Origin of the sequence: Neisseria yangbaofengii (genome assembly GCF_014898075.1) — a bacterium.
In the GTDB taxonomy this organism is placed as follows: domain Bacteria; phylum Pseudomonadota; class Gammaproteobacteria; order Burkholderiales; family Neisseriaceae; genus Neisseria; species Neisseria yangbaofengii.
This window is the reverse complement of record NZ_CP062976.1, coordinates 686615-711857: the sequence shown is the minus strand read 5'-3', so window position 1 is coordinate 711857 and position 25243 is coordinate 686615. Positions and strand designations below refer to the sequence as shown.

At 49.6% G+C, this 25243-nt stretch carries 25 protein-coding genes, 6 tRNA genes and 1 riboswitch; of the genes, 15 read left to right on the top strand and 16 right to left on the bottom strand.

The genetic code is table 11. The features are described from left to right. The first annotated feature begins 37 nt into the window (after positions 1-37). Positions 38-991, top strand: coding sequence for a Gfo/Idh/MocA family oxidoreductase (locus H4O27_RS03520; protein WP_193004330.1), 954 nt, complete (start codon positions 38-40; stop codon positions 989-991). A gap of 238 nt (positions 992-1229) precedes the next feature. Beyond that, positions 1230-2216, top strand: a complete 987-nt coding sequence (locus tag H4O27_RS03515; protein ID WP_165009609.1) for an aldo/keto reductase — start codon at positions 1230-1232, stop codon at positions 2214-2216. Positions 2217-2281: 65 nt separating this feature from the next. Here H4O27_RS03515 and tkt read toward each other — a convergent pair whose 3' ends face one another. Both tkt and H4O27_RS03505 read right to left on the bottom strand, forming a co-directional pair. Then, a complete protein-coding gene (tkt, locus tag H4O27_RS03510; protein ID WP_165009611.1) occupies positions 2282-4261 on the bottom strand; it encodes a transketolase in 1980 nt (659 codons plus the stop codon). A 145-nt stretch (positions 4262-4406) separates the two neighbouring features. Further along, a complete protein-coding gene (locus H4O27_RS03505) occupies positions 4407-5708 on the bottom strand; it encodes an aminotransferase class I/II-fold pyridoxal phosphate-dependent enzyme (RefSeq protein WP_165009613.1) in 1302 nt (433 codons plus the stop codon). Between the two features lie 201 nt (positions 5709-5909). Here H4O27_RS03505 and ccoG point away from each other — a divergent pair, with 201 nt between their 5' ends. The 11 genes from ccoG to H4O27_RS03450 all read left to right on the top strand — a co-directional run bounded on the left by ccoG (position 5910) and on the right by H4O27_RS03450 (position 10641). Continuing rightward, positions 5910-7445 (top strand): cytochrome c oxidase accessory protein CcoG, encoded by a 1536-nt coding sequence (gene ccoG, locus H4O27_RS03500; protein ID WP_165009615.1) that lies wholly within the window; start codon positions 5910-5912, stop codon positions 7443-7445. Between the two features lies 1 nt (position 7446). Further along, positions 7447-7998 carry a FixH family protein gene (locus tag H4O27_RS03495; RefSeq protein ID WP_165009617.1) on the top strand — a complete coding sequence of 184 codons (552 nt, stop codon included), beginning with the start codon at positions 7447-7449 and terminating at the stop codon, positions 7996-7998. A gap of 165 nt (positions 7999-8163) precedes the next feature. Then, positions 8164-8706, top strand: a complete 543-nt coding sequence (locus H4O27_RS03490) for a DUF2062 domain-containing protein (protein WP_165009619.1) — start codon at positions 8164-8166, stop codon at positions 8704-8706. Further along, complete coding sequence (locus H4O27_RS03485; protein WP_165009621.1) at positions 8699-9235, top strand: type IV secretion protein Rhs; 537 nt, start codon at positions 8699-8701, stop codon at positions 9233-9235. Before H4O27_RS03490 ends, H4O27_RS03485 begins: the two co-directional genes overlap by 8 nt. A 128-nt stretch (positions 9236-9363) precedes the next feature. Then, positions 9364-9936, top strand: a complete 573-nt coding sequence (gene pgsA / locus H4O27_RS03480) for a CDP-diacylglycerol--glycerol-3-phosphate 3-phosphatidyltransferase (RefSeq protein ID WP_165009623.1) — start codon at positions 9364-9366, stop codon at positions 9934-9936. A 92-nt stretch (positions 9937-10028) separates the two neighbouring features. Further along, positions 10029-10104 (top strand) — tRNA-Gly (locus H4O27_RS03475). A 17-nt stretch (positions 10105-10121) separates the two neighbouring features. Further along, positions 10122-10197 (top strand) — tRNA-Gly (locus H4O27_RS03470). A 28-nt stretch (positions 10198-10225) separates the two neighbouring features. Beyond that, positions 10226-10301, top strand: a tRNA-Gly gene (locus H4O27_RS03465). Between the two features lie 28 nt (positions 10302-10329). Continuing rightward, a tRNA-Gly gene (locus tag H4O27_RS03460) sits at positions 10330-10405 on the top strand. Positions 10406-10446: 41 nt separating this feature from the next. Continuing rightward, positions 10447-10520 (top strand) — tRNA-Cys (locus H4O27_RS03455). Between the two features lie 31 nt (positions 10521-10551). Beyond that, positions 10552-10641: transfer RNA gene (locus H4O27_RS03450), tRNA-Leu, on the top strand. A gap of 113 nt (positions 10642-10754) precedes the next feature. Here the strand turns inward: H4O27_RS03450 and H4O27_RS13560 are convergent. After that, the gene (locus tag H4O27_RS13560) at positions 10755-11237 is read right to left on the bottom strand and encodes an IS630 family transposase (RefSeq protein ID WP_226883494.1); all 483 of its coding nucleotides are present in this window, start codon (positions 11235-11237) and stop codon (positions 10755-10757) included. A gap of 37 nt (positions 11238-11274) precedes the next feature. Further along, complete coding sequence (locus H4O27_RS03440; protein ID WP_165009923.1) at positions 11275-11583, bottom strand: IS630 transposase-related protein; 309 nt, start codon at positions 11581-11583, stop codon at positions 11275-11277. Here H4O27_RS03440 and H4O27_RS03435 point away from each other — a divergent pair. Beyond that, positions 11582-12064 carry a hypothetical protein gene (locus H4O27_RS03435; RefSeq protein WP_165009925.1) on the top strand — a complete coding sequence of 161 codons (483 nt, stop codon included), beginning with the start codon at positions 11582-11584 and terminating at the stop codon, positions 12062-12064. The two genes, H4O27_RS03440 and H4O27_RS03435, sit on opposite strands and share 2 nt — an antisense overlap. A 20-nt stretch (positions 12065-12084) precedes the next feature. Here H4O27_RS03435 and H4O27_RS03430 read toward each other — a convergent pair whose 3' ends face one another. The 12 genes from H4O27_RS03430 to H4O27_RS03375 form a co-directional block, all read right to left on the bottom strand. Further along, entirely contained in the window at positions 12085-12243 is a 159-nt protein-coding gene (locus H4O27_RS03430) for a hypothetical protein (protein WP_193004328.1), read from the bottom strand. A 216-nt stretch (positions 12244-12459) separates the two neighbouring features. Continuing rightward, positions 12460-13326, bottom strand: a complete 867-nt coding sequence (locus H4O27_RS03425; RefSeq protein ID WP_165009927.1) for an alpha/beta hydrolase family protein — start codon at positions 13324-13326, stop codon at positions 12460-12462. 10 nt (positions 13327-13336) lie between these two features. Beyond that, positions 13337-13876 (bottom strand): hypothetical protein, encoded by a 540-nt coding sequence (locus H4O27_RS03420; RefSeq protein WP_165009929.1) that lies wholly within the window; start codon positions 13874-13876, stop codon positions 13337-13339. A 600-nt stretch (positions 13877-14476) separates the two neighbouring features. Then, positions 14477-16351: a phosphomethylpyrimidine synthase ThiC gene (thiC, locus tag H4O27_RS03415; RefSeq protein ID WP_165009931.1), complete on the bottom strand. Its 1875-nt coding sequence runs from the start codon at positions 16349-16351 to the stop codon at positions 14477-14479. Positions 16352-16446: 95 nt separating this feature from the next. Continuing rightward, a riboswitch (TPP riboswitch) is annotated at positions 16447-16544 on the bottom strand. Between the two features lie 122 nt (positions 16545-16666). Then, on the bottom strand, positions 16667-17671 hold the full coding sequence (rfaD, locus tag H4O27_RS03410) for an ADP-glyceromanno-heptose 6-epimerase (protein WP_165009933.1): 1005 nt from the start codon (positions 17669-17671) through the stop codon (positions 16667-16669). Positions 17672-17739: 68 nt separating this feature from the next. Next, positions 17740-18702, bottom strand: coding sequence for a D-glycero-beta-D-manno-heptose-7-phosphate kinase (rfaE1, locus tag H4O27_RS03405; protein WP_165009935.1), 963 nt, complete (start codon positions 18700-18702; stop codon positions 17740-17742). A gap of 141 nt (positions 18703-18843) precedes the next feature. Then, entirely contained in the window at positions 18844-19581 is a 738-nt protein-coding gene (pyrF, locus tag H4O27_RS03400) for an orotidine-5'-phosphate decarboxylase (protein WP_165009937.1), read from the bottom strand. A 147-nt stretch (positions 19582-19728) separates the two neighbouring features. Then, a complete protein-coding gene (gene adk / locus H4O27_RS03395; protein ID WP_165009939.1) occupies positions 19729-20376 on the bottom strand; it encodes an adenylate kinase in 648 nt (215 codons plus the stop codon). Positions 20377-20493: 117 nt separating this feature from the next. Next, positions 20494-21252 carry a 3-deoxy-manno-octulosonate cytidylyltransferase gene (gene kdsB, locus H4O27_RS03390; RefSeq protein WP_165009941.1) on the bottom strand — a complete coding sequence of 253 codons (759 nt, stop codon included), beginning with the start codon at positions 21250-21252 and terminating at the stop codon, positions 20494-20496. Further along, positions 21249-21431 (bottom strand): Trm112 family protein, encoded by a 183-nt coding sequence (locus H4O27_RS03385; protein WP_165009943.1) that lies wholly within the window; start codon positions 21429-21431, stop codon positions 21249-21251. Before H4O27_RS03385 ends, kdsB begins: the two co-directional genes overlap by 4 nt. A gap of 56 nt (positions 21432-21487) precedes the next feature. After that, on the bottom strand, positions 21488-22528 hold the full coding sequence (gene lpxK / locus H4O27_RS03380; protein WP_165009945.1) for a tetraacyldisaccharide 4'-kinase: 1041 nt from the start codon (positions 22526-22528) through the stop codon (positions 21488-21490). Between the two features lie 11 nt (positions 22529-22539). Continuing rightward, positions 22540-23742, bottom strand: coding sequence for a PIN domain-containing protein (locus tag H4O27_RS03375; protein ID WP_371865586.1), 1203 nt, complete (start codon positions 23740-23742; stop codon positions 22540-22542). Positions 23743-23825: 83 nt separating this feature from the next. Here H4O27_RS03375 and xseA point away from each other — a divergent pair, with 83 nt between their 5' ends. After that, positions 23826-25181, top strand: coding sequence for an exodeoxyribonuclease VII large subunit (xseA, locus tag H4O27_RS03370; protein WP_165009949.1), 1356 nt, complete (start codon positions 23826-23828; stop codon positions 25179-25181). The last annotated feature ends 62 nt before the right edge of the window (positions 25182-25243 follow it).

Genomic DNA, 25243 nt, shown 5'->3' with positions numbered 1-25243 from the left:
CCTTCCCCACTCATTTTCTAAAAAGTAAGGATAGATTATGGCACAAACCATCAAAGTCGCGCTGGCCGGTGCCGGTGCATTCGGCGAAAAACACCTTGACGGCATCAAAAACATTCCCGATGTCGAAGTCGTAGCGCTCATCAGCCGTGATTTGGAAAAAACCAAAGCCGTAGCCGAAAAATACGGCATCGGTTTTGCCACCACCGAATTGGCCGATGCCTTGGCCATGCCTGAAGTCGATGCCGTGATTTTGTGCACCCCGACCCAATTGCACGCCGAACAAACGCTGCAATGTCTGCGCGCGGGCAAACACGTCCAAGTGGAAATCCCGTTGGCCGATTCTTGGGCGGACGCTGAAGAAGTGTTGCGCGTGCAAAAAGAAACCGGCTTGGTTGCCATGGTCGGCCACACCCGCCGTTTCAACCCAAGCCACCAATGGGTGCACAACAAAATTCAAGCCGGCGAATTGAACATCCAGCAAATGGACGTGCAAACCTACTTCTTCCGCCGCACCAACACCAACGCCAAAGGCGAAGCCCGCTCATGGACAGACCACCTGCTGTGGCACCACGCTGCGCACACCGTTGACCTGTTCCAATACCAAACCGGCAGCAAAGTGGTGAAAGCCAACGCCATCCAAGGTCCGAAACACCCTGAACTGGGCATCGCCATGGACATGTCGATTCAACTGCAAGCCGAAAACGGCGCAATTTGTACCTTGTCGCTATCGTTCAACAACGACGGCCCATTGGGCACATTCTTCCGCTACATCTGCGACAACGGCACCTACATCGCCCGCTACGACGATTTGGTAAACGGTAAAGAAGAGCCGGTTGACGTGAGCAATGTTGCCGTATCGATGAACGGCATCGAGCTGCAGGACCGCGAATTCTTCGCCGCCATCCGCGAAGGCCGCCAGCCGAATTCCGGCGTCGAAAGCGTGATTGAATGCTACAAAGTATTGGGCGGACTGGAAAAACAGTTGGCTTAATCCAATCTCCGCAGGCCGTCTGAAAAACATCATTCTTTCAGACGGCCTGCGGCTTTTGCAAAACTTGTATAGTGGATTCGCTATAAATTTCCAGAAATCTTTAAGCCGTCATTCCGGCATAGGCGAATACAAACACAGTTTTGTTAGTTCAAATTGAGTTTTACAAAAGCCTCGGCCTTTTGCATTTTGCCATGCCGTCTGAAAATAGATTTCAGACGGCCTCAAATAAGGAATCACCATGCCCCAAAACCGCACCATCAACAATACCCCCGTCCATCCCATCGGCCTCGGTTGCATGAACCTCAGTCATGCATACGGCACGCCGCCGGACAAACAAACCGCCATCGATTTCCTACGCCAAGCCATAGATTTGGGTTACAACCATTTCGACACCGCCACCCTTTACGGTTTCGGCGCCAATGAAACCTTAGTCGGCAAAGCCCTGAAAAATCACCGCAGCAATATTTTCCTTGCCAGCAAATGCGGCATGGGCGGCATCAACGGCAAACGCGTCATCGACGGCCGTCCCGAAACCTTAATCCGCCAAGCCGACGAATCGCTGCAACGCCTGCAAACCGATGTCATCGACTTGTATTACCTGCACCGCCGGGACAAAAACGTGCCGGTTGAAGAAAGCGTCGGCACCCTGTCGCGCTTGGTTGAGCAAGGCAAAATCCGCGCCATAGGCTTATCCGAAGTTTCCGCTGACACCTTGGAAAAAGCCCACGCTGTGCACCCGATTGCCGCCTTGCAAACCGAATATTCCTTATGGACACGCAATCCCGAAATTGCCGTTTTAGATAAAACGCGTGAGCTGGGCATCGCCTTTGCCGCCTTCAGCCCGATTGCCCGCGGCTTCTTGGGCAATCTGCGCGACATTACCGCCTTGGAAGAAAAAGACATCCGCCGCCCGATGCCGCGTTTCAGTGCCGAAAACTATCCTGCCAACCTGAAACTGCGCGACCAACTGCAAACCCTTGCCGATGAAGCAGGCTGTACCGCCGCCCAACTGGGCTTGGCATGGCTGCTGGCGCAATCCGACAACATCCTGCCGATTCCCGGCACCACCAACCCGCAGCACTTGGCCGATAACATCGCCGCCGCAGATTTGAATATTGCCGCAGACATATTGCGGCAAGCCGGTGAATTAATCAATCAACACAGCGTCAAAGGCGCCCGCTATCCTGCCGCCGCGCAAACCGAGATTGATACGGAAGAGTTTTAAGATTTTTGAGTCAATCAAAAAGGCCGTCTGAAATTTTCAGACGGCCTTTCTTCAAACCATTTGACTTACAACACTGATTTCACGGCCGCAACCACATTGTCCGTAGTAAAGCCAAACTCTTTAAACAGCAACTCTGCCGGAGCCGATTCGCCGAAGCGATCGAGACCGACCACTTTGCCGTTTAAGCCGACGTATTTGTACCAACCGCCGGTCACTCCCGCTTCTACTGCGACGCGCGGCAGGTTGGCCGGCAATACGCCGGCTTGGTAAGCGGCGTCTTGGCGGTCGAATGCATGGGTTGACGGCATAGACACCACGCGCACGGCAATGCCTTCTTCGGCCAAGGCGGCTTGTGCGTTCAAGGCCAATTCGACTTCCGAACCGGTAGCGATAATCACCGCTTTGGCTTCGCCTTGGGCTTCGCTGATGACGTAGCCGCCGCGCTGGATGTTGCCCAACTGCTCGTCGCTGCGTTGCAGGAATTTCAGATTTTGGCGGCTGAAAATCAGGCTGCTCGGGTGATCGGCAGCTTTCACCGCTTCTGCCCATGCCACCAGAGATTCGGCAGTGTCACAAGGACGCCATACATCCATGTTCGGAATCAGGCGCAAGGTGGCGGTTTGCTCGACCGGTTGGTGGGTCGGACCGTCTTCCCCCAAGCCGATGGAATCGTGGGTGAACACGAAAATCGGGTTGATTTTCATCAGTGCCGCCATGCGCAAGGCGTTGCGTTGGTATTCGCTGAACATCAGGAAAGTCGCGCCAAACGGTTTCACACCGCCGTGCAGTGCCAAGCCGTTCATGATGGCGCCCATACCGAATTCGCGCACACCGTAATGCACATAGTTGCCGCCGTTTTGAGCGGTAACGGCTTTGCTGTCTGACCAGTCGGTTAAGTTAGAAGGGGTCAAATCCGCCGAGCCGCCGACAAATTCCGGCAACACTTTGGCCAAGGTTTCGATGCTGTTTTGGCTGGCTTTACGGGTAGCGATGGTTTCGGCTTTGTCGCACACTTCTTTCAAGGCCGTCTGAACATAAGCATCGAAGTTTTTCGGCAATTCTTTTTCCATGCGGCGCACGAATTCGGCGGCTTCTTCAGGGAAGCGGCTTCGGTATTCGGCAAACAGTTTGTTCCATTCGTTTTCCAGTTGCGCGCCTTTTTCTTTGGCATCCCAACCTTCATACACTTCTTGCGGCACTTCAAACGCGGCATGCGTCCAGCCCAAATGTTTGCGCGTGGCTTCGATTTCATCCGCACCCAATGGCGCACCGTGGGTTTTATGGCTGCCTTCTTTGGTTGCCGCTCCTTTACCGATTAAGGTTTTGCAACAGATGATGGAAGGTTTGCCGGTTTCGGCGCGGGCGGCATCGATGGCCGTCTGAATCGCTGCGGTATCGTGGCCGTTGACATTCGGTACTACATGCCAGCCATAGCTTTCAAACCGTTGCGGAATGTCTTCGGTAAACCAGCCGTCCACTTTACCGTCAATGGAAATGTTGTTGTCGTCATACAGAACAATCAATTTGCCCAAGCCTAAGGTACCGGCCAACGAGCAGGCTTCGTGTGACACGCCTTCCATCAAGCAGCCGTCACCCAAGAACACATAGGTGTAGTGATCGACAATGTCCAAACCGTCTTTGTTGAACTCGGCCGCCAAGATTTTTTCCGCCAAAGCCATGCCCACCGCATTGGCAATACCTTGGCCCAATGGGCCGGTAGTGGTTTCTACGCCGTCGGTGTAGCCGTATTCCGGGTGGCCCGGCGTTTTACTGTGCAGTTGGCGGAAATTTTTCAAATCTTCAATAGAAACATTGTAACCGGTCAGGTGCAACAGGCTGTATAAAATCATCGACGCGTGGCCGTTAGACAATACAAAACGGTCACGGTTGTAGAATTTCGGATTGGCAGGATTGTGGTTGAGATATTGCGTCCACAAAACTTCGGCCATTTCAGCCATGCCCATCGGCGCACCCGGGTGGCCGGAGTTGGCTTTTTGTACCGCGTCTGCGGAAAGGAAGCGGATTGCGTTTGCCAGTTGTGACATCAGTACCTTCTTTCTTTTAAAGATGTGAATGCGGGAAAACGGTTTGAATTATCGCTTGATTTTGCAAGGCTTTCAAGCACAGTATTGCGACAGAACAAAAGGCCGTCTGAAAACTATGCAAAAAATTTTCAGACGGCCTGTACACTCAATAAATCGTTTTACGGCCTGCATTCAGCGTTTCGGCAATGTCGCCGGCCAAACGCGCGCAATCAGCCAAATCCAGATTGCTGAACGTAATGCGTACCGAGCCGCGTTTGGCAAAATGAAATGCCGCGCAACTTTGCACTGCCCACCCCTTTGCCGCCAAAAACTGAATCACCTGCGCTTCATTGGCGACCGGCAGCCAAATATGGAAGCCTTCGCCATTTTTGCCTAAAGGGAAAATGCCGTGTTGATTCAAACATACAAACAAAGTTTGGCGGCGGACACGATAGCTTTCCGAAATCTCATGCATAGCCTCTCCTTCCAGCCGCTGCCACAGCTGCCAAGTCAAATGTTGCAGAATTTTGCTGATCCAACGCGGCCCCAAGGCAAATCGCTTTTTCATGGCATGCAGGATATTGCTGTTGCCGGCCGCAATCGCTATGCGCGCATCAGTGCCGAGAAATTTACTGGTGGACGTGGTGTAGATCCATTCGCCTTCAAAACCTTGCATGCCGTAAAAAGGCTGCCGGCTCAAAGCCGCCCAGTGGTCGTCGACAATCAGCAAAGCATCGTACTGATTCAAAAATGCCTGCCATTGCTGCCAACGCGCGCGGCTGTAGTTAATGCCGGTCGGGCTATGCGCACGCGGCGTCAGAATCACCACGGAAAAATCACCGCTCAATTGCTCGGGTACCACCGCGCCTTCATCATCCATCTGCAAAGGCACGGCTTCTAAGCGCAAAGCAGCCAACAAAGCAGGCAGCGGCGGCCAGCATGGATCTTCAATCAATACTTTACAGCCGCTGATGCAGCGTTGCATGAGAATGCGCTCAATAATATCCAGGCTGCTCGAAAGCAACATTAATTCGCTCTCAATGCCGATGTGCTCGGCCAACCAGTTTTTTAAAAATTTTATTAATTCAGGATGGTCACCATAATTGCCCACATCAGCATTCAAACTGTAATGATCGAATAAATCCGGCGCCAGCGGCGGCAGTAAGCGGCGGTCGACATTGCCCGAAGCCAAATCGACCAAACCTTGCGGAACGGCGGTTTCGCTGTGCAAAATTTCGGTTTTGTGTGGCACAAAGCTGCCGCGCCGGCCATCGGTATCGATAATGCCGGCAGCACGCAATTGTTTATAAGCGGCCGATACGGTATTGGGATTGACCCCCAATTCGTCCGCCAAACTGCGCACCGTCGGCAAACGGCAGCCTTCAGGCCACACTTTGCGGCGGATAAGCTGCTCGATGGATTGGGCAATATTGACAGCGGTATTGCCTTTAGGTTTTAATTGAGTCATACAAAGCTTTTTTTGTATTAGTTCAAAAAATATTAGATGAATCTCTACAAATTAGCAAGCAGTTTGGTCGGCAGGAACAGCAGAAAATGTTATGATTACAAAGTTCCGGCCGCAAAACATTTTCTCAGACTCAGGCCGTCTGAAAATGCATTGCCACACCCACTACCATGATTAAAACATATTGATATTAAGGAACAAGCCATGTCTGCCGAAGAAAAACCAACACCGGCCGCAGAACCCGAACATCATGCCGACGAGCCGCAAACCGAGCCTAAAAAAGACATCGGGGCTCAAGCCAAAGAGGAAAAATTAACTCCGCCGAAGCCTGCCAAGCCGAAATCGGCCGCAATTCAAATTCATCCGGCGGGCGAGCGCATCCACCCGAAAAAAGCCGAAGGCCGCTTTGCCAAGCTGCGTATTGCGGCAATATTGGCAACGCAATTTGTGTTTTACATTATTCCGTGGTTTAACTGGTCCGGCCGTCAAGCGGTATTATTCAACATTCCCGATCGCCATTTCTATATCTTCGGCCTGTCGTTGGGCATGGGCGACTTGATTTACTTGGCATTATTGCTGATGATTTGCGCGTTCGGCCTGTTTTGGTGGACGACCATTGCCGGCCGCTTGTGGTGCGGTTATTCTTGCCCGCAAACAGTTTACACCGAAATCATGCTTTGGATTGACAACTTGGTTGAAGGTGACCGCAACAAACGCCTGAAGCTGGAAAAATCACCGTGGAATTTCACCAAAATCCGCATCAAAGCAACCAAATACCTGCTAATTTTCCTGTTCTGCGCATGGACAGGCATTACCTTTGCCGGCTGGTTCAACCCGATTCGTGAGTTTGTACCGGCATTGTTTAATGGCTCAGCCGGCGGCGGTGCCGTCTTTGCCGCAGCCTTCTACGGCTTCATGACTTTCTTTATGGCGCACATCATGCGTGAAAAAGTGTGTCTGCACATGTGCCCTTACGCGCGCTTCCAAAGTGCGATGTTTGATAAAGACACGCTGATTATTTCTTATGATTACGAGCGTGGCGAACCGCGTGGCGCACGTAAGAAAAGCGTTTCCCGCGAAGAAACACCGCTGGGCGACTGCATCAACTGTAATATGTGCGTGCAAGTGTGCCCGGTCGGCATCGACATCCGAGACGGTTTGCAATATCAGTGTATCGGTTGTGCCGCCTGTATTGATGCCTGTGATGAAATCATGGATAAAATGAGCTATCCGCGCGGTCTGATTCGCTACACTACCGAAGGCGCGTTGGAACATGAATATCCTGAATCCGACATCAAGAAACGCTTGAAACGCCCACGCGTAGCCGGTTATGGCGCGGTATTGGCAATCGTGATTATTGCCTTTATTACCGGCATTTCCACCCGAAAAATGGTTGAAGTGGATATCTTAAAAGACCGCGGCGTGATGGTTCGTGAAAACAACCAAGGCTGGTTGGAAAATGCGTATAACCTGCGCATCATCAACAACAGCGAATACGACCAAGTCCTGACCGCCAGCGTAAAAGGCTTTGAAGAAATCGCCTTGACCGGTTTACCGGAAGAAGGTTTGAAATTGCCTGCCCGTGAAACCATCACCATTCCTGTGCAGGTATCCACCATTCCGGAATATGCCGACAAAGGCAGCCATCCTATTGAATTTATCTTCGTTTACCAAGAATCAGGCAAAGCTGATTCGGATAAAGTGACGATTGAAGAAGAAGCAACCTTTATCGGAGAGTAATGTGTCGCAGAAAAAAAATGTACAACCTTGGTATAAAAACTTCTGGCCCTGGTTTTTGATGGTCGGCCCGATTTTTGTAGTCATCGCCAGCGTATCCATGTTTTTTGTTGCCAAGCAAAACATGACCGACTTGGTATCCGACGATTACTACAAAGACGGCAAGCACATCGGAATCGAATTGAAGCGCGACGAAGAAGCGGTCAAACGCCATATTCAGGCGCAAGTGTTAATCAGCCCGGATATGGATAAAGCCAAAGTGTTTGTCAGCGGCGATTTCGACGCCAAGCAGCCGGTTTACCTGCAATTGTTGCACCCTGCAAAAAAAGCAGAAGACCAAACCATTACCCTCAAAGCAGTAGGCAGCAACGTCTCATCCGAACGCATGGAATACGATGCCGTGTTCAAACCTTTGCCCGCCACCAATCACTGGTATGTGCGTGTGGCTGATGAAGCCGGTATCTGGCGTGTGGAAGACAAATGGATTACCAGCCAAGGCAATGCCATCAATCTGACCCCGATGGATAAATTGTTCGGCACGGATAACGCCCGATAAAATTCAAGGCCGTCTGAAAGTCAAACTTGCATTCAGACGGCCTTTTATTATCGATAAATTTGATTACCTGCTTCACCGCACCTATTCTTTTTCAGACTGCCTTCTCTTTAAAACTCGGCCACAACCCACCATGTTACCCTGTATGTCTCACTTCAACGCCTATCCATGAGCCAATCCTATCTCAACCGTTTACGCCAAAAATTACCCGGCCGACAGCAGATTTTCGCATCTCGCTGGAGCAAACCTTTTGCGCCACTGTTTGATAGGCCCTATTTCTGGACACTCAACCGCCGTCAAGCTGCGGTGTCGGTAGCGGTCGGTATGTTTTGTGGCTTAATGCCCGGCCCTACACAAATGATCAGCGCGCTTATTGTCGCCTACTTTTTGCGTACCAACCTGCCGGTAGCCGTGTTCAGCACTCTCTATACCAACCCCATCACCTATATGCCGCTCTATTACGCCGCCTACAAAATCGGCTCGCTGATTTTGGGCATAGAAACAGCAGACACGCTGGACTTCCCAAGCTGGTCGGATACGAATTTTTTCAGCGAACTCGGCACTTGGCTGCTGGGCGCAGGCAAACCCCTGCTGGTCGGCGTGCCAGTTTTGGGTTCGATTTTGGCCGTGATTGGCTATATCGCCGTATTGGTCGGCTGGCGGCTGCTTACCCAATACCATTGGCGCAAACGAAAGGAAGCGCGTGAGTAAGCATTGGCGGCGTTTAACGGCAAACGAAATCGAAATGGCCCGCCGCGTTTTCTCAGACGGCATCGATTATGCGCGCGTCAAAATCTATCACGGCATTCCTTATCTGCCCGGCATCAATGTAGCGATTGCACCCAACGGCCACATTTACTTTCCGCGCCAAAACTGCCCTGCCGATTTCGCTCTGGCCGGTCACAGTTATCAAATGTGGCTGATTCACGAACTTACTCATGTTTGGCAGCACCAGCTCGGTTTTAAAACATGGTGGGCAGGCATCTTGCTGACGGCAGTCGGCGGCTATGTACGTCGCAAAGCCTATGTGTATCCGCCGCCACATACCATTCAACATTTCAGCGACTTAAATATGGAACAGCAAGCCGACTTACTTGCCCACTATTATGCCGCACATTATTTACCGCATAATCCGCATAGCCACCACCTGCCTGCTTTTCAGACGGTCCTACACCCATTTTTAGATAATCCTTTGCAACGTCAATTACTGCCTCGTTATCGATGTTTCATCATCATCTAAATCTGCCCGGCCAACCCAAAACCTTACAACGGAATTTTTACCCTCAGAAATTATCGGCAGGCGATGAAATTCGCTATAATAGCCGACTTGATATCAAGCGAACCACAGCCTACTGAAAAGGTCGCCAAATGCCTTGGAATATTCCCATTCTACTCACTTGGATGCGCGTTTTGCTCATTCCGGTGTTTACCGTACTTTTTTATCTGCCGGAAAACTGGATAGACCCGCAAACTGTCAACTGGACCGCCGCCGTCATTTTTGCCGTGGCCGCCATTACCGATTGGTTTGACGGCTTTTTAGCACGACTATGGAAGCAAACCTCCGACTTCGGCGCATTTCTCGATCCTGTCGCCGACAAATTAATGGTCGCCGTTGCCCTGCTGCTGCTCGTTAGTCTTGACCGCACTTACGTCATCTTTGCCATAATCATCATCGGTCGCGAAATCACCATTTCTGCACTGCGTGAATGGATGGCACAAATGGGACGGCGTAACAGCGTGGCCGTCGCCACCATCGGCAAATTAAAAACCACCGTGCAAATGGCCGCCATCCTATTGCTGCTCATCGGTTTACCTAATTTTCACGGCCTCGACTTAATCATGATTGGTAACATATTGATGTTTATCGCATCCGTACTCACGCTGTGGTCGATGCTCTATTATCTGAAAATGGCCTGGAAAGAAATGGCTCAAAAAAGTTAAAAAAAATAGCACGAACTGCTTGACGATTAGAAGCAAATCCATAATAATGGTGTCTTCCTTGTTACAGAGCGTAACAATCGGATTAAATTTGAGCGGGAATAGCTCAGTTGGTAGAGCGCAACCTTGCCAAGGTTGAGGTCGCGAGTTCGAGACTCGTTTCCCGCTCCATTCAAATTTAATCAAATGCGGGAATAGCTCAGTTGGTAGAGCGCAACCTTGCCAAGGTTGAGGTCGCGAGTTCGAGACTCGTTTCCCGCTCCAAAGTTTATCATTGAATGTAACGCCGAATGCGGGAATAGCTCAGTTGGTAGAGCGCAACCTTGCCAAGGTTGAGGTCGCGAGTTCGAGACTCGTTTCCCGCTCCAAAGTTTATCATTGAATGTAATACCGAATGCGGGAATAGCTCAGTTGGTAGAGCGCAACCTTGCCAAGGTTGAGGTCGCGAGTTCGAGACTCGTTTCCCGCTCCAAAATAACAGAGTTGTTTGTAATAGAGCAGCTTTTTCATTATGGCGGGATAGCAAAGTGGTTATGCAGCGGATTGCAAATCCGTCTACGCCGGTTCGATTCCGACTCCCGCCTCCACTTTCAATAGTTTTATTCTCATAAAACTGTTGCCCGGGTGGTGAAATAGGTAGACACAACGGACTTAAAATCCGTCGACCCTAAACAGGTCGTGCCGGTTCGATTCCGGCTCCGGGCACCAATAATTTATTTAATTACTGATACTTACGAATTTAAATCCTTATTGCGGGCAGCTTATTTTTTAAGCTGTCTTTTTGCTTTGTGCCTTATCTGTGTCAAATATAGCAAATAAATTTATTTATCGATACACATCTGAAACAGCCAATCCACATCCGTAATTCGCAGCCGATTCCTAACACCTTTAATCCAAGCCCACTTTTTCTCTATCTGATTCAGATCAGGGCTATAGGGCGGAAGCCATAACACAGTATGGCCTTTCTCCTTCAGAAGTGTTAAAGCACTCCCCTTATGAAACGTCGCATTATCCATCACCACCACACTGTTTTGCGGTAGCTCCGGAATCAAAATCCGCTCCACCCAAGCGTCAAATATTCGGCGGTCAATACTGCAATCAAACAACCCGACGGCAAACAGTTTGCCGTGAAATAACGCTCCGACGGCATTGGTCTGATTACGTCCCTGCCAGTCATGGGTATCAATACACCGTCTGCCTTTTGGGGCATAACCGTAAGGACGGTGGACGGAAGCTCTGAATCCGCTTTCGTCCAGCCAAACAATCGGACGCTCTTTCAGTTGGAAACGGTGTCTGAGTCTGATAAAGCGTTTTCTGAGCCGAACATCTGCTTTGGGGTGTTTATTGGTCTTTTTTTCGACTGATTCCGTATCTTTTCAATGCCTGGTGGATGCCGTTGGTCGAACAGTTGAGCCGTTGTCCCCGTTCGTAGCAATAGGCATCGGGGTATTGTTCGACGTCTCTAAGCAGTGCTTCTTTGGTAATTTTGAGGGGTTTTCTGTCTTTGGGATAGCCTTTGGGAGTGGGATTCTTTTTCCATTTGAACACGGTATCGCTGCCGATGCCGAGCTCTTTGGCTACTTGACGGATGGAGAGGCCTTGGGCGAGTTTGGCTAAGGCAAGTTGGCGGAAGTCTGTTGAATAGGTCATGGGGGAGATTGTAATTTATATTAGGGGGATTGACTATATACTGAAAAACAATCATGTTGAAATCTTAATCAGTGATGGACGAATCCCGAGTGGCGGTTCTGAATTTGGGCATGTTGCCGTTAATATTGGTGGTTTGGTATATGGTCGGAGTCCGGGGTCATGGGATATTAGGGAAAAGCGCACATATATAGAGAAACAGCAAACTTATCGCAAAACACGTGGTTTTGTGCTTCAGTTATCGGAAAAGGATAAATTGAAATTATTGGCTTCGATTGAAAAGAAAATCGTGGTTAATGCAAAGTATGGTGTTTTAGATCACAGTTGCTCAAAAGAGATTGTTGCTGCTTTTGGTGATATTGGGGTCAATGTTGTTGACCCCCGATGGGTATTTGGCGATGTATTTTCTCCGGCTGATATGGCAAATTTTTTAAGTAAATCCAAATCGGTTGTGAAAATGAATGATTATCCAAAAATCCAATAACGGTAGAGCCTGCCGGCAATTTAATTATCGGCAGGTTCAAAATATTGGAAGTATTCATCAAGAATGTATCCGGATTCCCCGCTTTGGCAGGTGATTTCGTGATAGGCATATACCTTGCCAAATGTCAGATCGGGAGAGATTTGGCACAAATCTCCTTGCCGGATTTGGACATTTTTCATGTTATCTACGTTTTGGGATTCAAAACTCTTTGTTGCTTTTTGAAACGGGATATTAGAAGTAGGAGAGCATGCTGTCAAAATAAGCAGGAAAATTAAGGGCTTAGTTTTACACATATAATCCTCTGTTTTTAGGTATTTGTTACACAAGCCGTCGGTTTCAGACGGCCTGTATCGTGAAATAACGTAATAAGGGTTAAGCGGCATGGATACTGATAGTCAGATGTTTGCCGAGTTGCCGCAGGGCGTGGGCGAATGATTAGGAACTGTCGTACCTTCTTCATTAAAAATAGGCTGCCTGCTACCTATCTGCTTAAACCACCAGTCATTAGTAGTGACATTGATGCCGTGCGCAGCAAAGTAGTTGTTTTGAGGTGTATAAAATTTGGTTGGCTCTAATGATAATGCAGTTTCAATTTGTTTAAAAAAGAATTCACCAGTAGAAAGAAAACCGGCACCATTAAAGGTATTTACCTCATCAATCTGAATACTGTCTTGAAACAATCTCGCAAATGCACCTGCCAAATGACCACCCAAACTGTGACCATTTACCGTTACCGATAAATTTGCACCTTCATCAGACACCAATATCCCTAATCCTTTGACCGAATCGCTTTTTTCTACAAAACGAAATTCCAGCATATTTGGCTTTGAACTTAAATTGGAATCAGCTCCTACTTCTTTAATCTGTGCGGCCATTTGATTGGTCGGTGTCACAACCTGATTCCACCAGTTGACCATATCGATAATCTGACCGCGTGCGGCTACAGACAAAGCCAAATCCACATCAGTAATAAAATCCTGTGCCCCTTCCGTGCCTCGTAAAGAAACAAAGATTTTTCCGGCAGCAATACCATTTTCTTTACCGCGCCAGATAACGGCATCAAACCCGCTTTTTATCCAATCATCGGTTTCTTTTACTGCAAGTACTTCAAAATTATCAGCAATATACTGAGCTTGGGTGTAGGTCATTCTTTCAGTCAATAAAGCTGTCAAACTTTTAGATGACAGTTTATTATTAAGTTCTTTAACGTATACCGCATCAGCTAATAATGCATTAATGTATGTGTTTTGTAACGTATTCATTCAAACTCCATTATCGTTCATGAATTATTGAAAAATGATATTTCTTTTTAAATTCTTCATATTTTGGATTACTACAAATTCTATTATCTAATTTATTAGAGAATATTAAAAATTGCCTGTTTCCTAAAGTAACAATATTTGAAAGCCATCCTGCTCCAAATGCATAATATGAACTGGTAGAAAAATAGACTACTCCCTTTTCATCATCTTGATAATCGTCAATGTAATGATAAATTCGCACCCCGTGGTATTCTATTCGTTTCCCTTTTTTACGGTAGGAGATCAATTTTTTATCCTTAAGCTCAGCTTCATCAACCAACAGCTTGAACTCTGCCTTTCTACATAAAGCATCAAACTGCATCTTGCCGATAATCTCGTCGCCGAATAAAACCAAAAACAACACTGCCAAGCCAAGTAGATAACAGAGAAACCTTTTGGGCGAGCTTAAAATACCGCTGCGTTCGTCCCATATAGCAAAGAGCCACCCCGAAACAAAACCAATGCCGCCAAAAACAACAATAATCAAGATGATGGCAATCAATCCAATCATACTTCCTCCTCATTGTTTCTCTGCGTCATATTCCTATAACAAGATACACCTATCAGAAATCCGGGAATCACACCTAATATCAAAAATATCCCGAAGTAAAACAATGCTTCCATAAAGATTCCTTCTTTAAACAAATGACATAATATGCTTCAGCTATAAAATAGCAAGCTGTAGTCTGTGGTCTGTGTAAAATCTAAAATTTAAAGGCAGATTACGGCTCTAACACGCACGCGTTCTACCGCCTACACGCATAAAGGCCGTCTGAAAAAACAATCTTTCAGAAGGCCTTTTTATCTTTCCGTATCATACTGTTCTGCTTTATATTTCCGCATCACCGGCTTTACCAGCGATACGCTGCAACCGGCCAGCCTGGCCATTTCCTGAAGCGGTTTTATTCTGTGTATAGGCTCTCCAAACGGCTTAACGTTGGTGCGGTGTCAGTCGGGTGTTTTTGTAAATGCTCATTGCGGCATTGTCTTTCAAATACTGTAAACAACGCGGGTTTTCTTACATTTAATTAATATCTTGCCGATAAAGCTTGAGGCCGTCTGAAACACTTTACCGATTCAGACGGCCTCTTTATAGCTTAAATTGCAGCCATCAACTATAAATCTTAGCACCCTTTTGCACAAACTCGACCGCTTTTTCCGCCATCCCTTTTTGCGCGGCGGCATAGTCACGCACTTCCTGCGTGATTTTCATCGAGCAGAATTTAGGGCCGCACATCGAGCAGAAATGGGCGGTTTTCGCGCCTTCGGCAGGCAGGGTTGCGTCATGGTAGCTTTCGGCGCGTTCAGGATCAAGGCTTAGGCGGAATTGGTCGCGCCAGCGGAATTCAAAACGTGCTTTAGATAAGGCATTATCCCGCACTTGTGCGCCTGGCCAGCCTTTGGCCAAATCAGCAGCATGGGCGGCGAGTTTGTAGGTGATAATGCCGGTACGCGCATCCTCTTTATCCGGCAAGCCCAAATGCTCTTTCGGAGTAACGTAACACAGCATGGCCGTGCCGTACCAGCCGATATTGGCCGCGCCGATACTGGAGGTGATGTGGTCGTAAGCCGGTGCGATGTCGGTCACCAACGGGCCTAAGGTATAAAACGGTGCTTCGAAACAATGCTGTAATTCTTCGGTCATATTTTGCTTCACGCGCTGCAAAGGCACATGGCCGGGGCCTTCAATCATCACCTGCACATCGTGTTGCCATGCTTTGGCGGTCAATTCACCCAGAGTGTGCAACTCACCAAACTGCGCCGCATCATTGGAATCGGCCACGCAGCCCGGGCGCAAACCGTCACCCAAACTGAACGACACGTCATATGCCTTCATGATTTCGCAAATTTCGTCAAAATGCGTGTAGAGGAAATTTTCCTGATGATGCACCAAACACCATTTCGCCATAATCGAGCCGCCGCGCGACACGATACCGGTGAGGCGGCCGGCCGTCAACGGCACATAGCGCAACAGCACACCGGCGTGAACAGTGAAATAATCCACGCCCTGCTCGGCCTGTTCAATCAAGGTATCGCGGAACAAATCCCACGTTAAATCTTCGGCAATGCCGCCGGTTTTTTCCAAAGCCTGATAAATCGGTACAGTGCCAATCGGCACGGGCGCGTTGCGGATAATCCATTCGCGTGTTTCGTGAATATGTGCGCCGGTGGACAAATCCATAATCGTATCCGCGCCCCAACGCAGCGCCCAGACCATTTTTTCCACTTCTTCCGTCAAGCCGGACGTAACCGCCGAACTGCCCAAATTGCCGTTGATTTTGACGCGGAAATTGCGCCCGATAATCATCGGTTCCAATTCGGGGTGGTTGATGTTGGCCGGAATGACGGCACGGCCGGCGGCGATTTCTTGGCGTACAAATTCGGGGGTGATTTGATCAGGATGGGTCGGCAGATTGGCACCGAAACTTTCGCCGGGGTGTTGTTTGATTAATTTGGCATATTCAGGCCGTCTGAACAATTCGTCCATTTTCATACGCTCGCGCAAGGCGACGAATTCCATTTCCGGCGTGATGATGCCTTGGCGCGCGTAGTGCATTTGCGTGACGTTTCCGCCGGCTTTGGCACGTCGCGGCCGGGTGATTCGGTTGAAACGCAGATGCGCGGTTTGCGGGTCGCGGGCACGCTCCAAGCCGTATTCGCTGGATAAGCCGCTTAAAATTTCAGTGTCGCCGCGTTCGTCCAGCCATGCACTGCGGATATGCGGCAAGCCTTGTTTCAGGTCGATTTTGACGGTCGGGTCGCCGTATGCGCCACTGGTATCGTACACCGGAATCGGCGGATTCGGTTCGCGGCCGCGATCACTCACAGTGTCGTCTTGGCGGATTTCGCGTAAAGGCACACGGATGTCGGCGCGGCTGCCGGAAATATAGACTTTGTCGGAATTGGGATAGGCAAACTGAATGCCCAAATCATGGGAAAGCCGGTCGAGTTGGGCGGTTTCGTTGCCGTTGGTTTTGAGTGCCATAAAAGTGCTCCTGTTTCTCGTTTAGAATAAAACAAAACAGGAGCGGCGTTTGGCGGTTTCAGACGGCCTGACGGATTGCATAAGGCCGTCTGAAAAATAAACTCGCTGAAACTCCCCACGCAGGTATTATCCTGATCGGGTGGTATAAGGGTAATTCTCAGCCGCGCGTGGCGCAGCACCCCTGTTTCGGTTAAGGAAAATTAAAGCATAAACGGCAGATATTGTAAATCCTGACTTGCTTGGGTCAGTCTTTCCAACAAATATTTCAGGCTGTCTGAAAACATTTCAGACGGCCTGTTGAATCAAATTCAATGCTTAAACCAAGTTCGCCAACATCCATTGCACATAACGGCTTACACCTTCTTTGACATCAAAGAAGGATTCATTGTAACCGGCTGCACGCAGTTTGCTGATATCGGCTTGGGTAAAGCTTTGGTATTTGCCTTTTAATGCATCAGGGAACGGAATGTAGCGAATCAGTTCTTCTTTCACCAATTCTTCCAAGCTCATTTCCGGCTTGCCTTCGGCGGCGCGGCAGGCGTTGACGGTGGCGGCGGCCAAGTCGTTAAACTGCTGGCTGCGGCCGGTGCCTAAGTTGAAAATGCCTGATAATTCAGGATTATCGAAGAAAAACAGGTTCACTTTGGCCACGTCTTCCACGCTGACGAAATCGCGGGTTTGCTCGCCGTTGCCATAGCCGTCGTTGGCACCGAACAGGTTCACATACCCGTTTTCACGGTATTGGTTGAAATGGTGGAAAGCCACCGAAGCCATGCGGCCTTTGTGTTGTTCCATTTGGCCGTAAACATTGAAATAGCGGAAGCCCGCCACTTGCGCGGTCAAGCCCTCCTCCATGCGTCGGCGCAATACTTGGTCGAACAGGAATTTTGAATAGCCGTACACATTCAGCGGTTTTTCCAGTTCGCGCTCTTCACGGAAAACCTCGCCCTTGCCGTACACCGCCGCGCTCGACGCATACAGCAGCGGAATGCGCTCGTCTTGGCACCAATCGAACAAATCCAGCGTATATTGATAGTTGTTGTCCATCATATACAGGCCGTCGTGGTTCATGGTGTCGGAACACGCACCTTGATGAAACACGGCTTGAATATCATCGTAAGGCAAGGCATGTTCGCGCACTTGGCGGATAAATTCGTGTTTGTCGAGATAATGGCTGATTTCGCACTCGGCCAGATTTTTGAATTTTTCGCCGCGCGTCAGGTTATCCACCGCTATGATGTCGGTGATGCCGCGCGCGTTCAACGCTTTGACAATATTGCTGCCGATAAAGCCGGCCGCGCCGGTTACGATGATGGTCATAACAATTCCTTTTGTTTTTCAGACGGTCTGTTCAATCAAGGCCGTCTGAATCGTTGAATATTCAATGTTTATTGGCCGGCCAACGCAGTTTGCAACTCATCAAACGAGCAAACCGCCGTACCCAATTTCGCCACCACCACACCGGCGGCGGTATTGGCCAAATGCATGGATTCGGGCATGGTAAAACCGGCGGCCATTGCCAAGCCCATACCCGCAATTACGGTATCACCCGCGCCGGAAACGTCATACACTTCCTGCGCCCGCGTCGGCTGATACACCGCTTCGCCGTCGTTAAACAGCGTCATGCCTTCTTCACTGCGGGTCAGCAAAATAGCGGTCAAATCGAGATGGCGGCGCAGGCTTTGCGCTTTTCCGGCCAACTCGTCTTCGTTGCGCCAACTGCCGACCACTTCTTTCAATTCGCTGCGGTTGGGCGTAATCAAGGTCGCGCCGGCGTATTTTTCGTAATCATCGCCTTTCGGGTCAATCAACACGATTTTGCCCGCCTGTTTCGCCCAATCAATCATGTCGGCTATGTGGGCCAGGCCGCCTTTGCCGTAATCGGAAAAAATCACCGCATCGTAATCGGGCAAGACTTCCCGATAACGTTCTTTGACTTGTTCCAACACTTCATGATGCGGCAATTCTTCAAAGTCCAAACGAATCAATTGCTGATTGCGGGCCACCACACGCAATTTTACTGTGGTGGCTATTTGTTCGTCGCGCATTAAATAAGATTCTACGCCGTCTTGCTGCATCAGCTGTTCAAGCGAATCAGCGGCTTCGTCATGACCGGTTACCGACAACAATCCGGCTTTACCGCCCAATGAAGCAATATTGCGTGCCACATTGGCGGCTCCGCCCGCACGTTGGTCGATTTGGTTGATTTTCGCCACCGGCACCGGCGCTTCAGGCGAAATGCGCGATACGTCACCGAACCAATAACGGTCGAGCATGACATCGCCCACCACCAACACCCGCGCTTGGGCGAAACGTTGCTGTACATCTGCTGCCTGGAATTTTTGTACCATATTAAATAAATTCCTGATTTGGGTTTACTGCTCAACGGCATGAATCGGCCTTGCGTTCACGCCGCTATGGTTATGTTTTTACATTCAATAGGATTTTTTTGGGTTTTCAATCCAAGCTACCACCTTTAAGGCCGTCTGAAATTATTCCGCCGGATTGGCCATACGGTTTACTTCGCGCAATACGGCTATCGGGTCGGCTGCTTGCGTTACCGGGCGTCCCATTACCAGATAAGTCGAACCGGCTGCCAGCGCTTCGGCCGGGGTCATGATGCGGCGTTGGTCGTCGTTGTTACCGGCAATATCCAAGCGGATGCCCGGTGTTACCAACACAAAATCTTCGCCCAACTCACGGCGCAACGGCACGGCTTCCAAAGGCGAGCAGACAACGCCGTCCAAGCCTGATCTTCGGGTTAATTTAGCCAAACGCAATACTTGCTGCTCCGGCTCGATATCCAAGCCGATTTCCGCCATATCGCTTTGTTCCATGCTGGTCAATACGGTCACACCGATCAGCAGCGGTTTTTGCGCATGATTGGCGACGGCTTCCGCTGCGGCTTCCATCATGCGGCGGCCACCCGAAGCATGTAAATCGACCATCCACACGCCCATATCGGCCGCCACGCGGCAGGCCTGGGCAACGGTGTTGGGAATATCGTGGTATTTCAAATCCAAGAATAATTTAAAGCCTTGGTTAATCAGTTTTTCCGCCAACGGGCGGCCGGTTGCGGTAAACAATTCTTTGCCGATTTTAATTTGACACAAACTCGGGTCGAGCGTGCGCACAAAATTCAGCGTATCGGCTTCATTGGCAAAATCCAAAGCCACAATCACCGGCGTGCGGGTTTGCGGCAGGTGAAAATCAGTGATTAACGGGTTCATTATAATTCCTATCAAAGCGAGCCGCACAGTGAAATCCGCATCGGCCTTTATCATCAGTTAATCCGGATTTTAACAGTTTTTCCATACAAAAAGGCCGTCTGAAAGAAATTTTTCAGACGGCCTTTTTGTCTTTTCATGGGCGCAAAATTATTGACCCAATGCAGCCAATACTTGCTCTTTCACCGCTTCAACGGCTTGCGTGCCGTCAACTTTGATGTATTTCGGTGCGTGTTCGCCTTCCAATTTGCTGTAAAAATCCACCAGCACTTCGGTTTGCCCGTGATACACGTCCAAGCGTTTTTTCACGGTTTCTTCTTTGTCGTCATCACGTTGAACCAAATCTTCGCCGGTCACGTCGTCTTTGCCCTCGGTTTTCGGCGGATTGTAAGAAACGTGGTAAGTGCGGCCTGACGGCAAATGCACACGGCGGCCGCTCATGCGGTCGACAATCACGCCGTCGGGAACATCGATTTCCACCACAGCGTCCAAATCCACGCCGGCTTCAACCATGGCTTCGGCTTGCGCCAAAGTACGCGGGAAACCGTCGAACAGGAAACCGTCTTTGCAATCGTCTTGGGCGATGCGCTCTTTAACCATGCCGATGATGATGTCGTCGCGTACCAAGCCGCCTTCATCGATGATTTTTTTCGCTTCCAGTCCCAGCGGTGTGCCGGCTTTGATGGCCGCGCGCAACATGTCGCCGGTCGAAATCTGCGGAATGCCGAAAGCGGCGGTAATGAATTGCGCCTGCGTGCCTTTACCTGCGCCGGGTGCACCCAACAATAATACTTTCATGGTTTGTCCTCTGTTTGTGTCAATGACTTTTACATTACTATCATAATACTTTACATGCCGTCTGAAAAGATTTGCGGCAAGCGCACAATTTTTTTCAGACGGCCTACCTATATGTATTTATGCTTGAAACACCTGCAACACACGCTCTAAATCTTCTTGCGTATCCACGCCGGCGGCCGGCGCATGGCCGGTCAATTCCACCGCAATCGGGAAACCGTGCCACAACACGCGCAATTGTTCCAACGATTCAATGGTTTCCAGCGGCGACACGCTCATTTCGGCATAGCGTTGCAGGAAACCGGCGCGGTAGGCATAAATGCCGATGTGGCGCAAAACAGGTGTTTCCTGCGGCAATTCACGCAGATTTCCGCGCATGGTGTCGCGCGGAAACGGAATCGGTGCGCGGCTGAAATACATGGCATTGCGGTTTTTATCCAGCAACACTTTAACCACGTTCGGATTCATAAATTCATCGAAATCGTGCAATTCATGCGCAGCGGTGGCCATTTGCACATTGTTTTCCACCAACACTTCAGCGGTGCGGTTAATCAGTTCCGGCTCGATTAAGGGCTCATCACCCTGCACGTTCACCACAATCAAATGCTGCGGCAGATTGAGTGTTTTCACCGCTTCGGCCAAACGTGTGCTGCCGCTCTCATGTGTATCGGCCGTCATCACCACTTCTACACCGTGCGCTTTGCAAGCCGCTTGAATATCAACGTGATCGGTTGCCACCACCACGCGCGCCGCATGGCTTTTGGCGGCCTGCTCGGCCACGCGCACCACCATCGGTTTGCCGTGAATATCGGCCAACGCTTTGCCCGGCAGGCGTGAAGACGACAAACGCGCCGGAATCAACACCACAAATTCGGTCATGCGTGCAATTCCTCTTCGGTCAATTCGCGCGCTTCGTTTTGCAGCATAAACGGAATGCCGTCGCGAATCGGATAAGCCAATTTCGCTTGGCGGCTCCATAATTCCTGCTTGTCTTGACGGTATTCGAGCGGGCCTTTGGTCACAGGGCAGACCAAGATGTCTAAGAATTTTTTTTCCATGGTTTCGGCTTTCTTTGGGAAAGTGGTTGTCGGTCGTCTGTCGGTTGGATTCAGTCTTAATCAAACCGTTGCGATGGCGGCTCGATATTCAGACGGCCTAATACAAAATCAGCTAAATCAGGCTCGATTATCGCACAAATAGGCAACACCCACACATGATTTAAAGCATCGGAATTAAGGCCGTCCGAAAGTTTCACAGCATCTTTTTCGGTGATAAACACAAAATCGGCACGCGGCAAATCCTGCGGTGTGATAGCGGCATGGTCAGGCAGCGCCAGCGTTTCTTGCAATTCAATGCCCAGAGTACGCAGGGAATCAAAAAAGCGTTCCGGCTTGGCAATGCCTGCCGCTGCGGCGGCGCGGCTGTTTTTCAGACGGCCTGAATCCAGTTTTTCAGACGGCTGGTTCAAACGGTAAATTCGGCCGGTTTCGACACGGCAGGCAAACATATGTTCAGACGGCCTGAATACCGGATTTCTCCCGCCGCTGACCACCACCGCATCCACCGAAGCCAAGCGCGATAAAGGTTCGCGCAAGCTGCCGTTGGGCAGCAAATCCAAATCATTGCGTGCGGTATCGGCAAACGGAAACACCACGATTTCCACATCGCGCTGCAAGGCATAGTGTTGCAAACCGTCATCAGCAACGATGATTTGCACATGCGGATGAGCCGCCAGCAACGCCCGCCCGGCTTCCGCCCGGCTGCTGCCCACCGCTACCGGCGCGCCGGTTTGGCGATACAGCAGCAAAGGCTCGTCACCGGCTTGCGCAGCGGTGCTGCCCGCAGTCAACACATGCACATTTTTTTCAGTCCGCCCATAGCCGCGGCTGACAATGCCCACGTTCACCCCGCGCTGCTGCAAACCCGACACCAGCGCGGAGACAATCGGCGTTTTACCCGCACCGCCCGCGTGGATATTGCCCACCACCGCCACAGGCACAGGCAGTTTCTTACTCGGCGTGCGCCCCGCCAGAAAATCCTGCCGCCGCTTTGCCGCAATATAGGCGAACACGGTCGACAAAGGCTTCAGCAGCACACGCAGCCACGGCTTGGGCCGTTGCCAATGTTGTTCGATGATTTGATGCAGCTTGGGCATTCAGACGGCCTTTACTTTTTGTAGGTTATTTTTCCTGTTTCGCCGACAGCAAACTTCTTCTTATCAACCAAAACTCTTATTAACTTTTCAATTTGCTTGTCACTTAACTTTAAAGTTGATTTAAAAGAATTGGTTAACGCCTTGAGACTTGCGGGCTTGTTTTTCGCAGATTTATTAAAAAATTCCGCCACCTTCTGCATGATTTTAACGTCTTCTTCTTTGCTGACAACAATACTTTGCGAAGGAATAGGCACAACCAAAGGAAACGGAGGATATTCTATTTTCTGATTCTCAATTCTCAACATACCTTCCCGTTCACAATATTTCAAAATATCGCTGATTGTGTTTTGGTCAATATCGAAAAATAAAATTTTAGCTTGGCCGGTTAAAACATTTTTTGCGCCTTCCACGCTCTTTACTTTTGATTGAACCAGTTTTTGCGTTAATCTCTCTAAAATATCATCACTATTCAGATGATATTCCACAAAATTGGTATCTGCATTTTGCGTGATAAATTGCTTATCTTTCAATTTCTGAAGCACCAATACGACTGCCGCCATTTTTTCTTTATCGTTAAAAGGTTGCAAATCTGATGCCAAAACGTTGAGTAAGCGCTTCCGCAAATTACCTATCATACTGGGTTTGAATGCGTCCGGCTTCATAAGCTCAAAAAAAACTTTTCTCGTACATTCCCCAATAAAAGCAGCATTCTTATATGCTTCTACGATGGGCTCCTCCTGAATAATTTTGTTATCGGCATTTTCAGACGGCCTTTCTCCTTCCGCCCTTTCCAATAATTCAGCTTCATTTTTTCGCGCATCGTCCAATGCTGCCAAGCGCACAATTCCTTTGCAGTGTCCCACATCTTCCAAATGCTCAACCAAAACATCAAAATCACCATCACGCGACAAAATACAAATTAATGCTTCATTATCCTGTTCTGTAATTTTGCCCAAATAATAAGCCAAATAAAAATCGAGCACATTTTTGCCTGTTTTAGCAATACGAACAAAATGAACATTTTTGCCAAAACGGCACAACGCTTCGCACAACTCAACCGATAGGCTCTTTTGCTGCAATTTCCCCAAAAACAACCAAATATGGCAGCTTTCATCATCCAATCCGTTTAATTGCTCTGCTTTCGGCTGCACATTTTCAAAATCAATCAAAATATGTTTCATGTTCTTCCCGTATATTATGTTTTTAGTGTTCATTACTATAGCATTGAACCGGTATCCTACAAAGGCCGTCTGAAAACCTTTATAATCCCCACTTTCCCCAATCACCGACACCTGCCATGTCCGATTTATTTACCGCCGCTTCCCTATCCGTTTCCGAACTCAACGCACTGGCCAAAAACCTGCTGGAAGACCATCTTTCCGGCTTGTGGATTGCGGGCGAAGTATCGAATCTCACGCGGGCGGCGAGCGGGCATTATTATTTTTCGCTGAAAGACAGCCGCGCGCAGGTGCGTTGTGCGATGTTTAAGGGGGCGGCGGCGCGTTTGAGCCGGCCTTTGAAGGAAGGCGATCACATTGAAGTCAGCGGCAAAATCAGCATTTACGAAGCGCGCGGCGAATTTCAGATTACGGTCAACGAAGTGCGTATGGTCGGTTTGGGACGTTTGTATGAAGCTTATGAGAAGCTGAAAGCCAAATTACAGCTTGAAGGCGTGTTCGATTCAGAACGCAAAAAGCCGCTGCCCGCCCACCCGAAAACCATCGGCATTGTCACCAGTTTGGCAGCGGCAGCTTTGCGTGATGTGGTGTCGACGCTGAAACGCCGTGCGCCGGAGATTCCGGTGATTATTTATCCGGCCGCGGTGCAAGGCGCGGGCAGCGAATTGCAGATTGCACAAGCGATTCGGACGGCATCGGCGCGGGCGGAATGTGATGTGCTGATTGTGTGCCGCGGCGGCGGCGGCATTGAAGATTTGTGGGCGTTTAACGAAGAACCGGTGGTGCGGGCAATTGAGCAATGCGTCGTTCCGGTGATCAGCGGCGTGGGACATGAAACGGATTTCACGCTGGCGGATTTTGTGGCCGATGTGCGTGCACCGACACCGACCGGCGCGGCAGAATTGGTCAGCCCCAACCGTTTGGAATCACTGCGTAAATTGGCGCAGGCACAAGGCCGTCTGAAAACGGTATTGCAGCAGCGTTATTATGATGCCAGTCAAAAAGCAGATTGGCTGGCGCGGCAAATCCGTCATCCGCGTCAAAAATTAAACGAACAGCGCTTGCAGATGCAGGGATTGGCGCAGCATTTACGCTTTGCCATGCAGCAAAACCATCGCTTTAACACACAACAATTATCGCGCCAAATGCAGGCTTTGCAACACTTGCGCCCTGATGTTTCGCAACCGAAACGTGAAGTGTCGCAGCTTCAAACGGCCTTAGCCCAATCGTTTGGCATTTTACTCGAGCAACGCCGCCAAACCTTGGAAAAGCAATCCGCGCTGTTGGAAGCCGTGTCGCCGCAGCACATTTTGGCACGCGGTTTTTCGGTGGTGAAAAACAGCCGCGGCCAAGTGGTGCGCAGTGCGGCAGGATTGAAGCAAGGCCAAAAACTGCATATCGTGTTTGCCGATGGTGAAACCGATGTGCGCGTTACCGGCAAAACGGCGCAGCCCGATTTGTTTGATTTTTCGTGAAACCGCCGTCACGCCGGTAAAAATACGAAAACCGCCGATACCTGAGTTGCCCGAGAGTTGCC

Excerpts from the sequence above, each read along its gene's own strand:
- H4O27_RS03425 (WP_165009927.1), bottom strand. The coding sequence starts at position 13,326 with ATGAATACGTTACAAAACACATACATTAATGCATTATTAGCTGATGCG.
- thiC (WP_165009931.1), bottom strand. The coding sequence starts at position 16,351 with ATGGCACTCAAAACCAACGGCAACGAAACCGCCCAACTCGACCGGCTT.
- pyrF (WP_165009937.1), bottom strand. The coding sequence starts at position 19,581 with ATGAACCCGTTAATCACTGATTTTCACCTGCCGCAAACCCGCACGCCG.
- kdsB (WP_165009941.1), bottom strand. The coding sequence starts at position 21,252 with ATGACCGAATTTGTGGTGTTGATTCCGGCGCGTTTGTCGTCTTCACGC.
- xseA (WP_165009949.1), top strand. The coding sequence starts at position 23,826 with ATGTCCGATTTATTTACCGCCGCTTCCCTATCCGTTTCCGAACTCAAC.
- H4O27_RS03430 (WP_193004328.1), bottom strand. The coding sequence starts at position 12,243 with ATGAAAAATGTCCAAATCCGGCAAGGAGATTTGTGCCAAATCTCTCCC.
- H4O27_RS03385 (WP_165009943.1), bottom strand. The coding sequence starts at position 21,431 with ATGGAAAAAAAATTCTTAGACATCTTGGTCTGCCCTGTGACCAAAGGC.
- ccoG (WP_165009615.1), top strand. The coding sequence starts at position 5,910 with ATGTCTGCCGAAGAAAAACCAACACCGGCCGCAGAACCCGAACATCAT.
- adk (WP_165009939.1), bottom strand. The coding sequence starts at position 20,376 with ATGAAAGTATTATTGTTGGGTGCACCCGGCGCAGGTAAAGGCACGCAG.
- lpxK (WP_165009945.1), bottom strand. The coding sequence starts at position 22,528 with ATGCCCAAGCTGCATCAAATCATCGAACAACATTGGCAACGGCCCAAG.
- H4O27_RS03420 (WP_165009929.1), bottom strand. The coding sequence starts at position 13,876 with ATGATTGGATTGATTGCCATCATCTTGATTATTGTTGTTTTTGGCGGC.
- rfaE1 (WP_165009935.1), bottom strand. The coding sequence starts at position 18,702 with ATGGTACAAAAATTCCAGGCAGCAGATGTACAGCAACGTTTCGCCCAA.
- H4O27_RS03375 (WP_371865586.1), bottom strand. The coding sequence starts at position 23,742 with ATGAACACTAAAAACATAATATACGGGAAGAACATGAAACATATTTTG.
- H4O27_RS03440 (WP_165009923.1), bottom strand. The coding sequence starts at position 11,583 with ATGACCTATTCAACAGACTTCCGCCAACTTGCCTTAGCCAAACTCGCC.
- H4O27_RS03505 (WP_165009613.1), bottom strand. The coding sequence starts at position 5,708 with ATGACTCAATTAAAACCTAAAGGCAATACCGCTGTCAATATTGCCCAA.
- H4O27_RS03515 (WP_165009609.1), top strand. The coding sequence starts at position 1,230 with ATGCCCCAAAACCGCACCATCAACAATACCCCCGTCCATCCCATCGGC.
- rfaD (WP_165009933.1), bottom strand. The coding sequence starts at position 17,671 with ATGACCATCATCGTAACCGGCGCGGCCGGCTTTATCGGCAGCAATATT.
- H4O27_RS03435 (WP_165009925.1), top strand. The coding sequence starts at position 11,582 with ATGGGGGAGATTGTAATTTATATTAGGGGGATTGACTATATACTGAAA.
- H4O27_RS03490 (WP_165009619.1), top strand. The coding sequence starts at position 8,164 with ATGAGCCAATCCTATCTCAACCGTTTACGCCAAAAATTACCCGGCCGA.
- tkt (WP_165009611.1), bottom strand. The coding sequence starts at position 4,261 with ATGTCACAACTGGCAAACGCAATCCGCTTCCTTTCCGCAGACGCGGTA.
- H4O27_RS03520 (WP_193004330.1), top strand. The coding sequence starts at position 38 with ATGGCACAAACCATCAAAGTCGCGCTGGCCGGTGCCGGTGCATTCGGC.
- pgsA (WP_165009623.1), top strand. The coding sequence starts at position 9,364 with ATGCCTTGGAATATTCCCATTCTACTCACTTGGATGCGCGTTTTGCTC.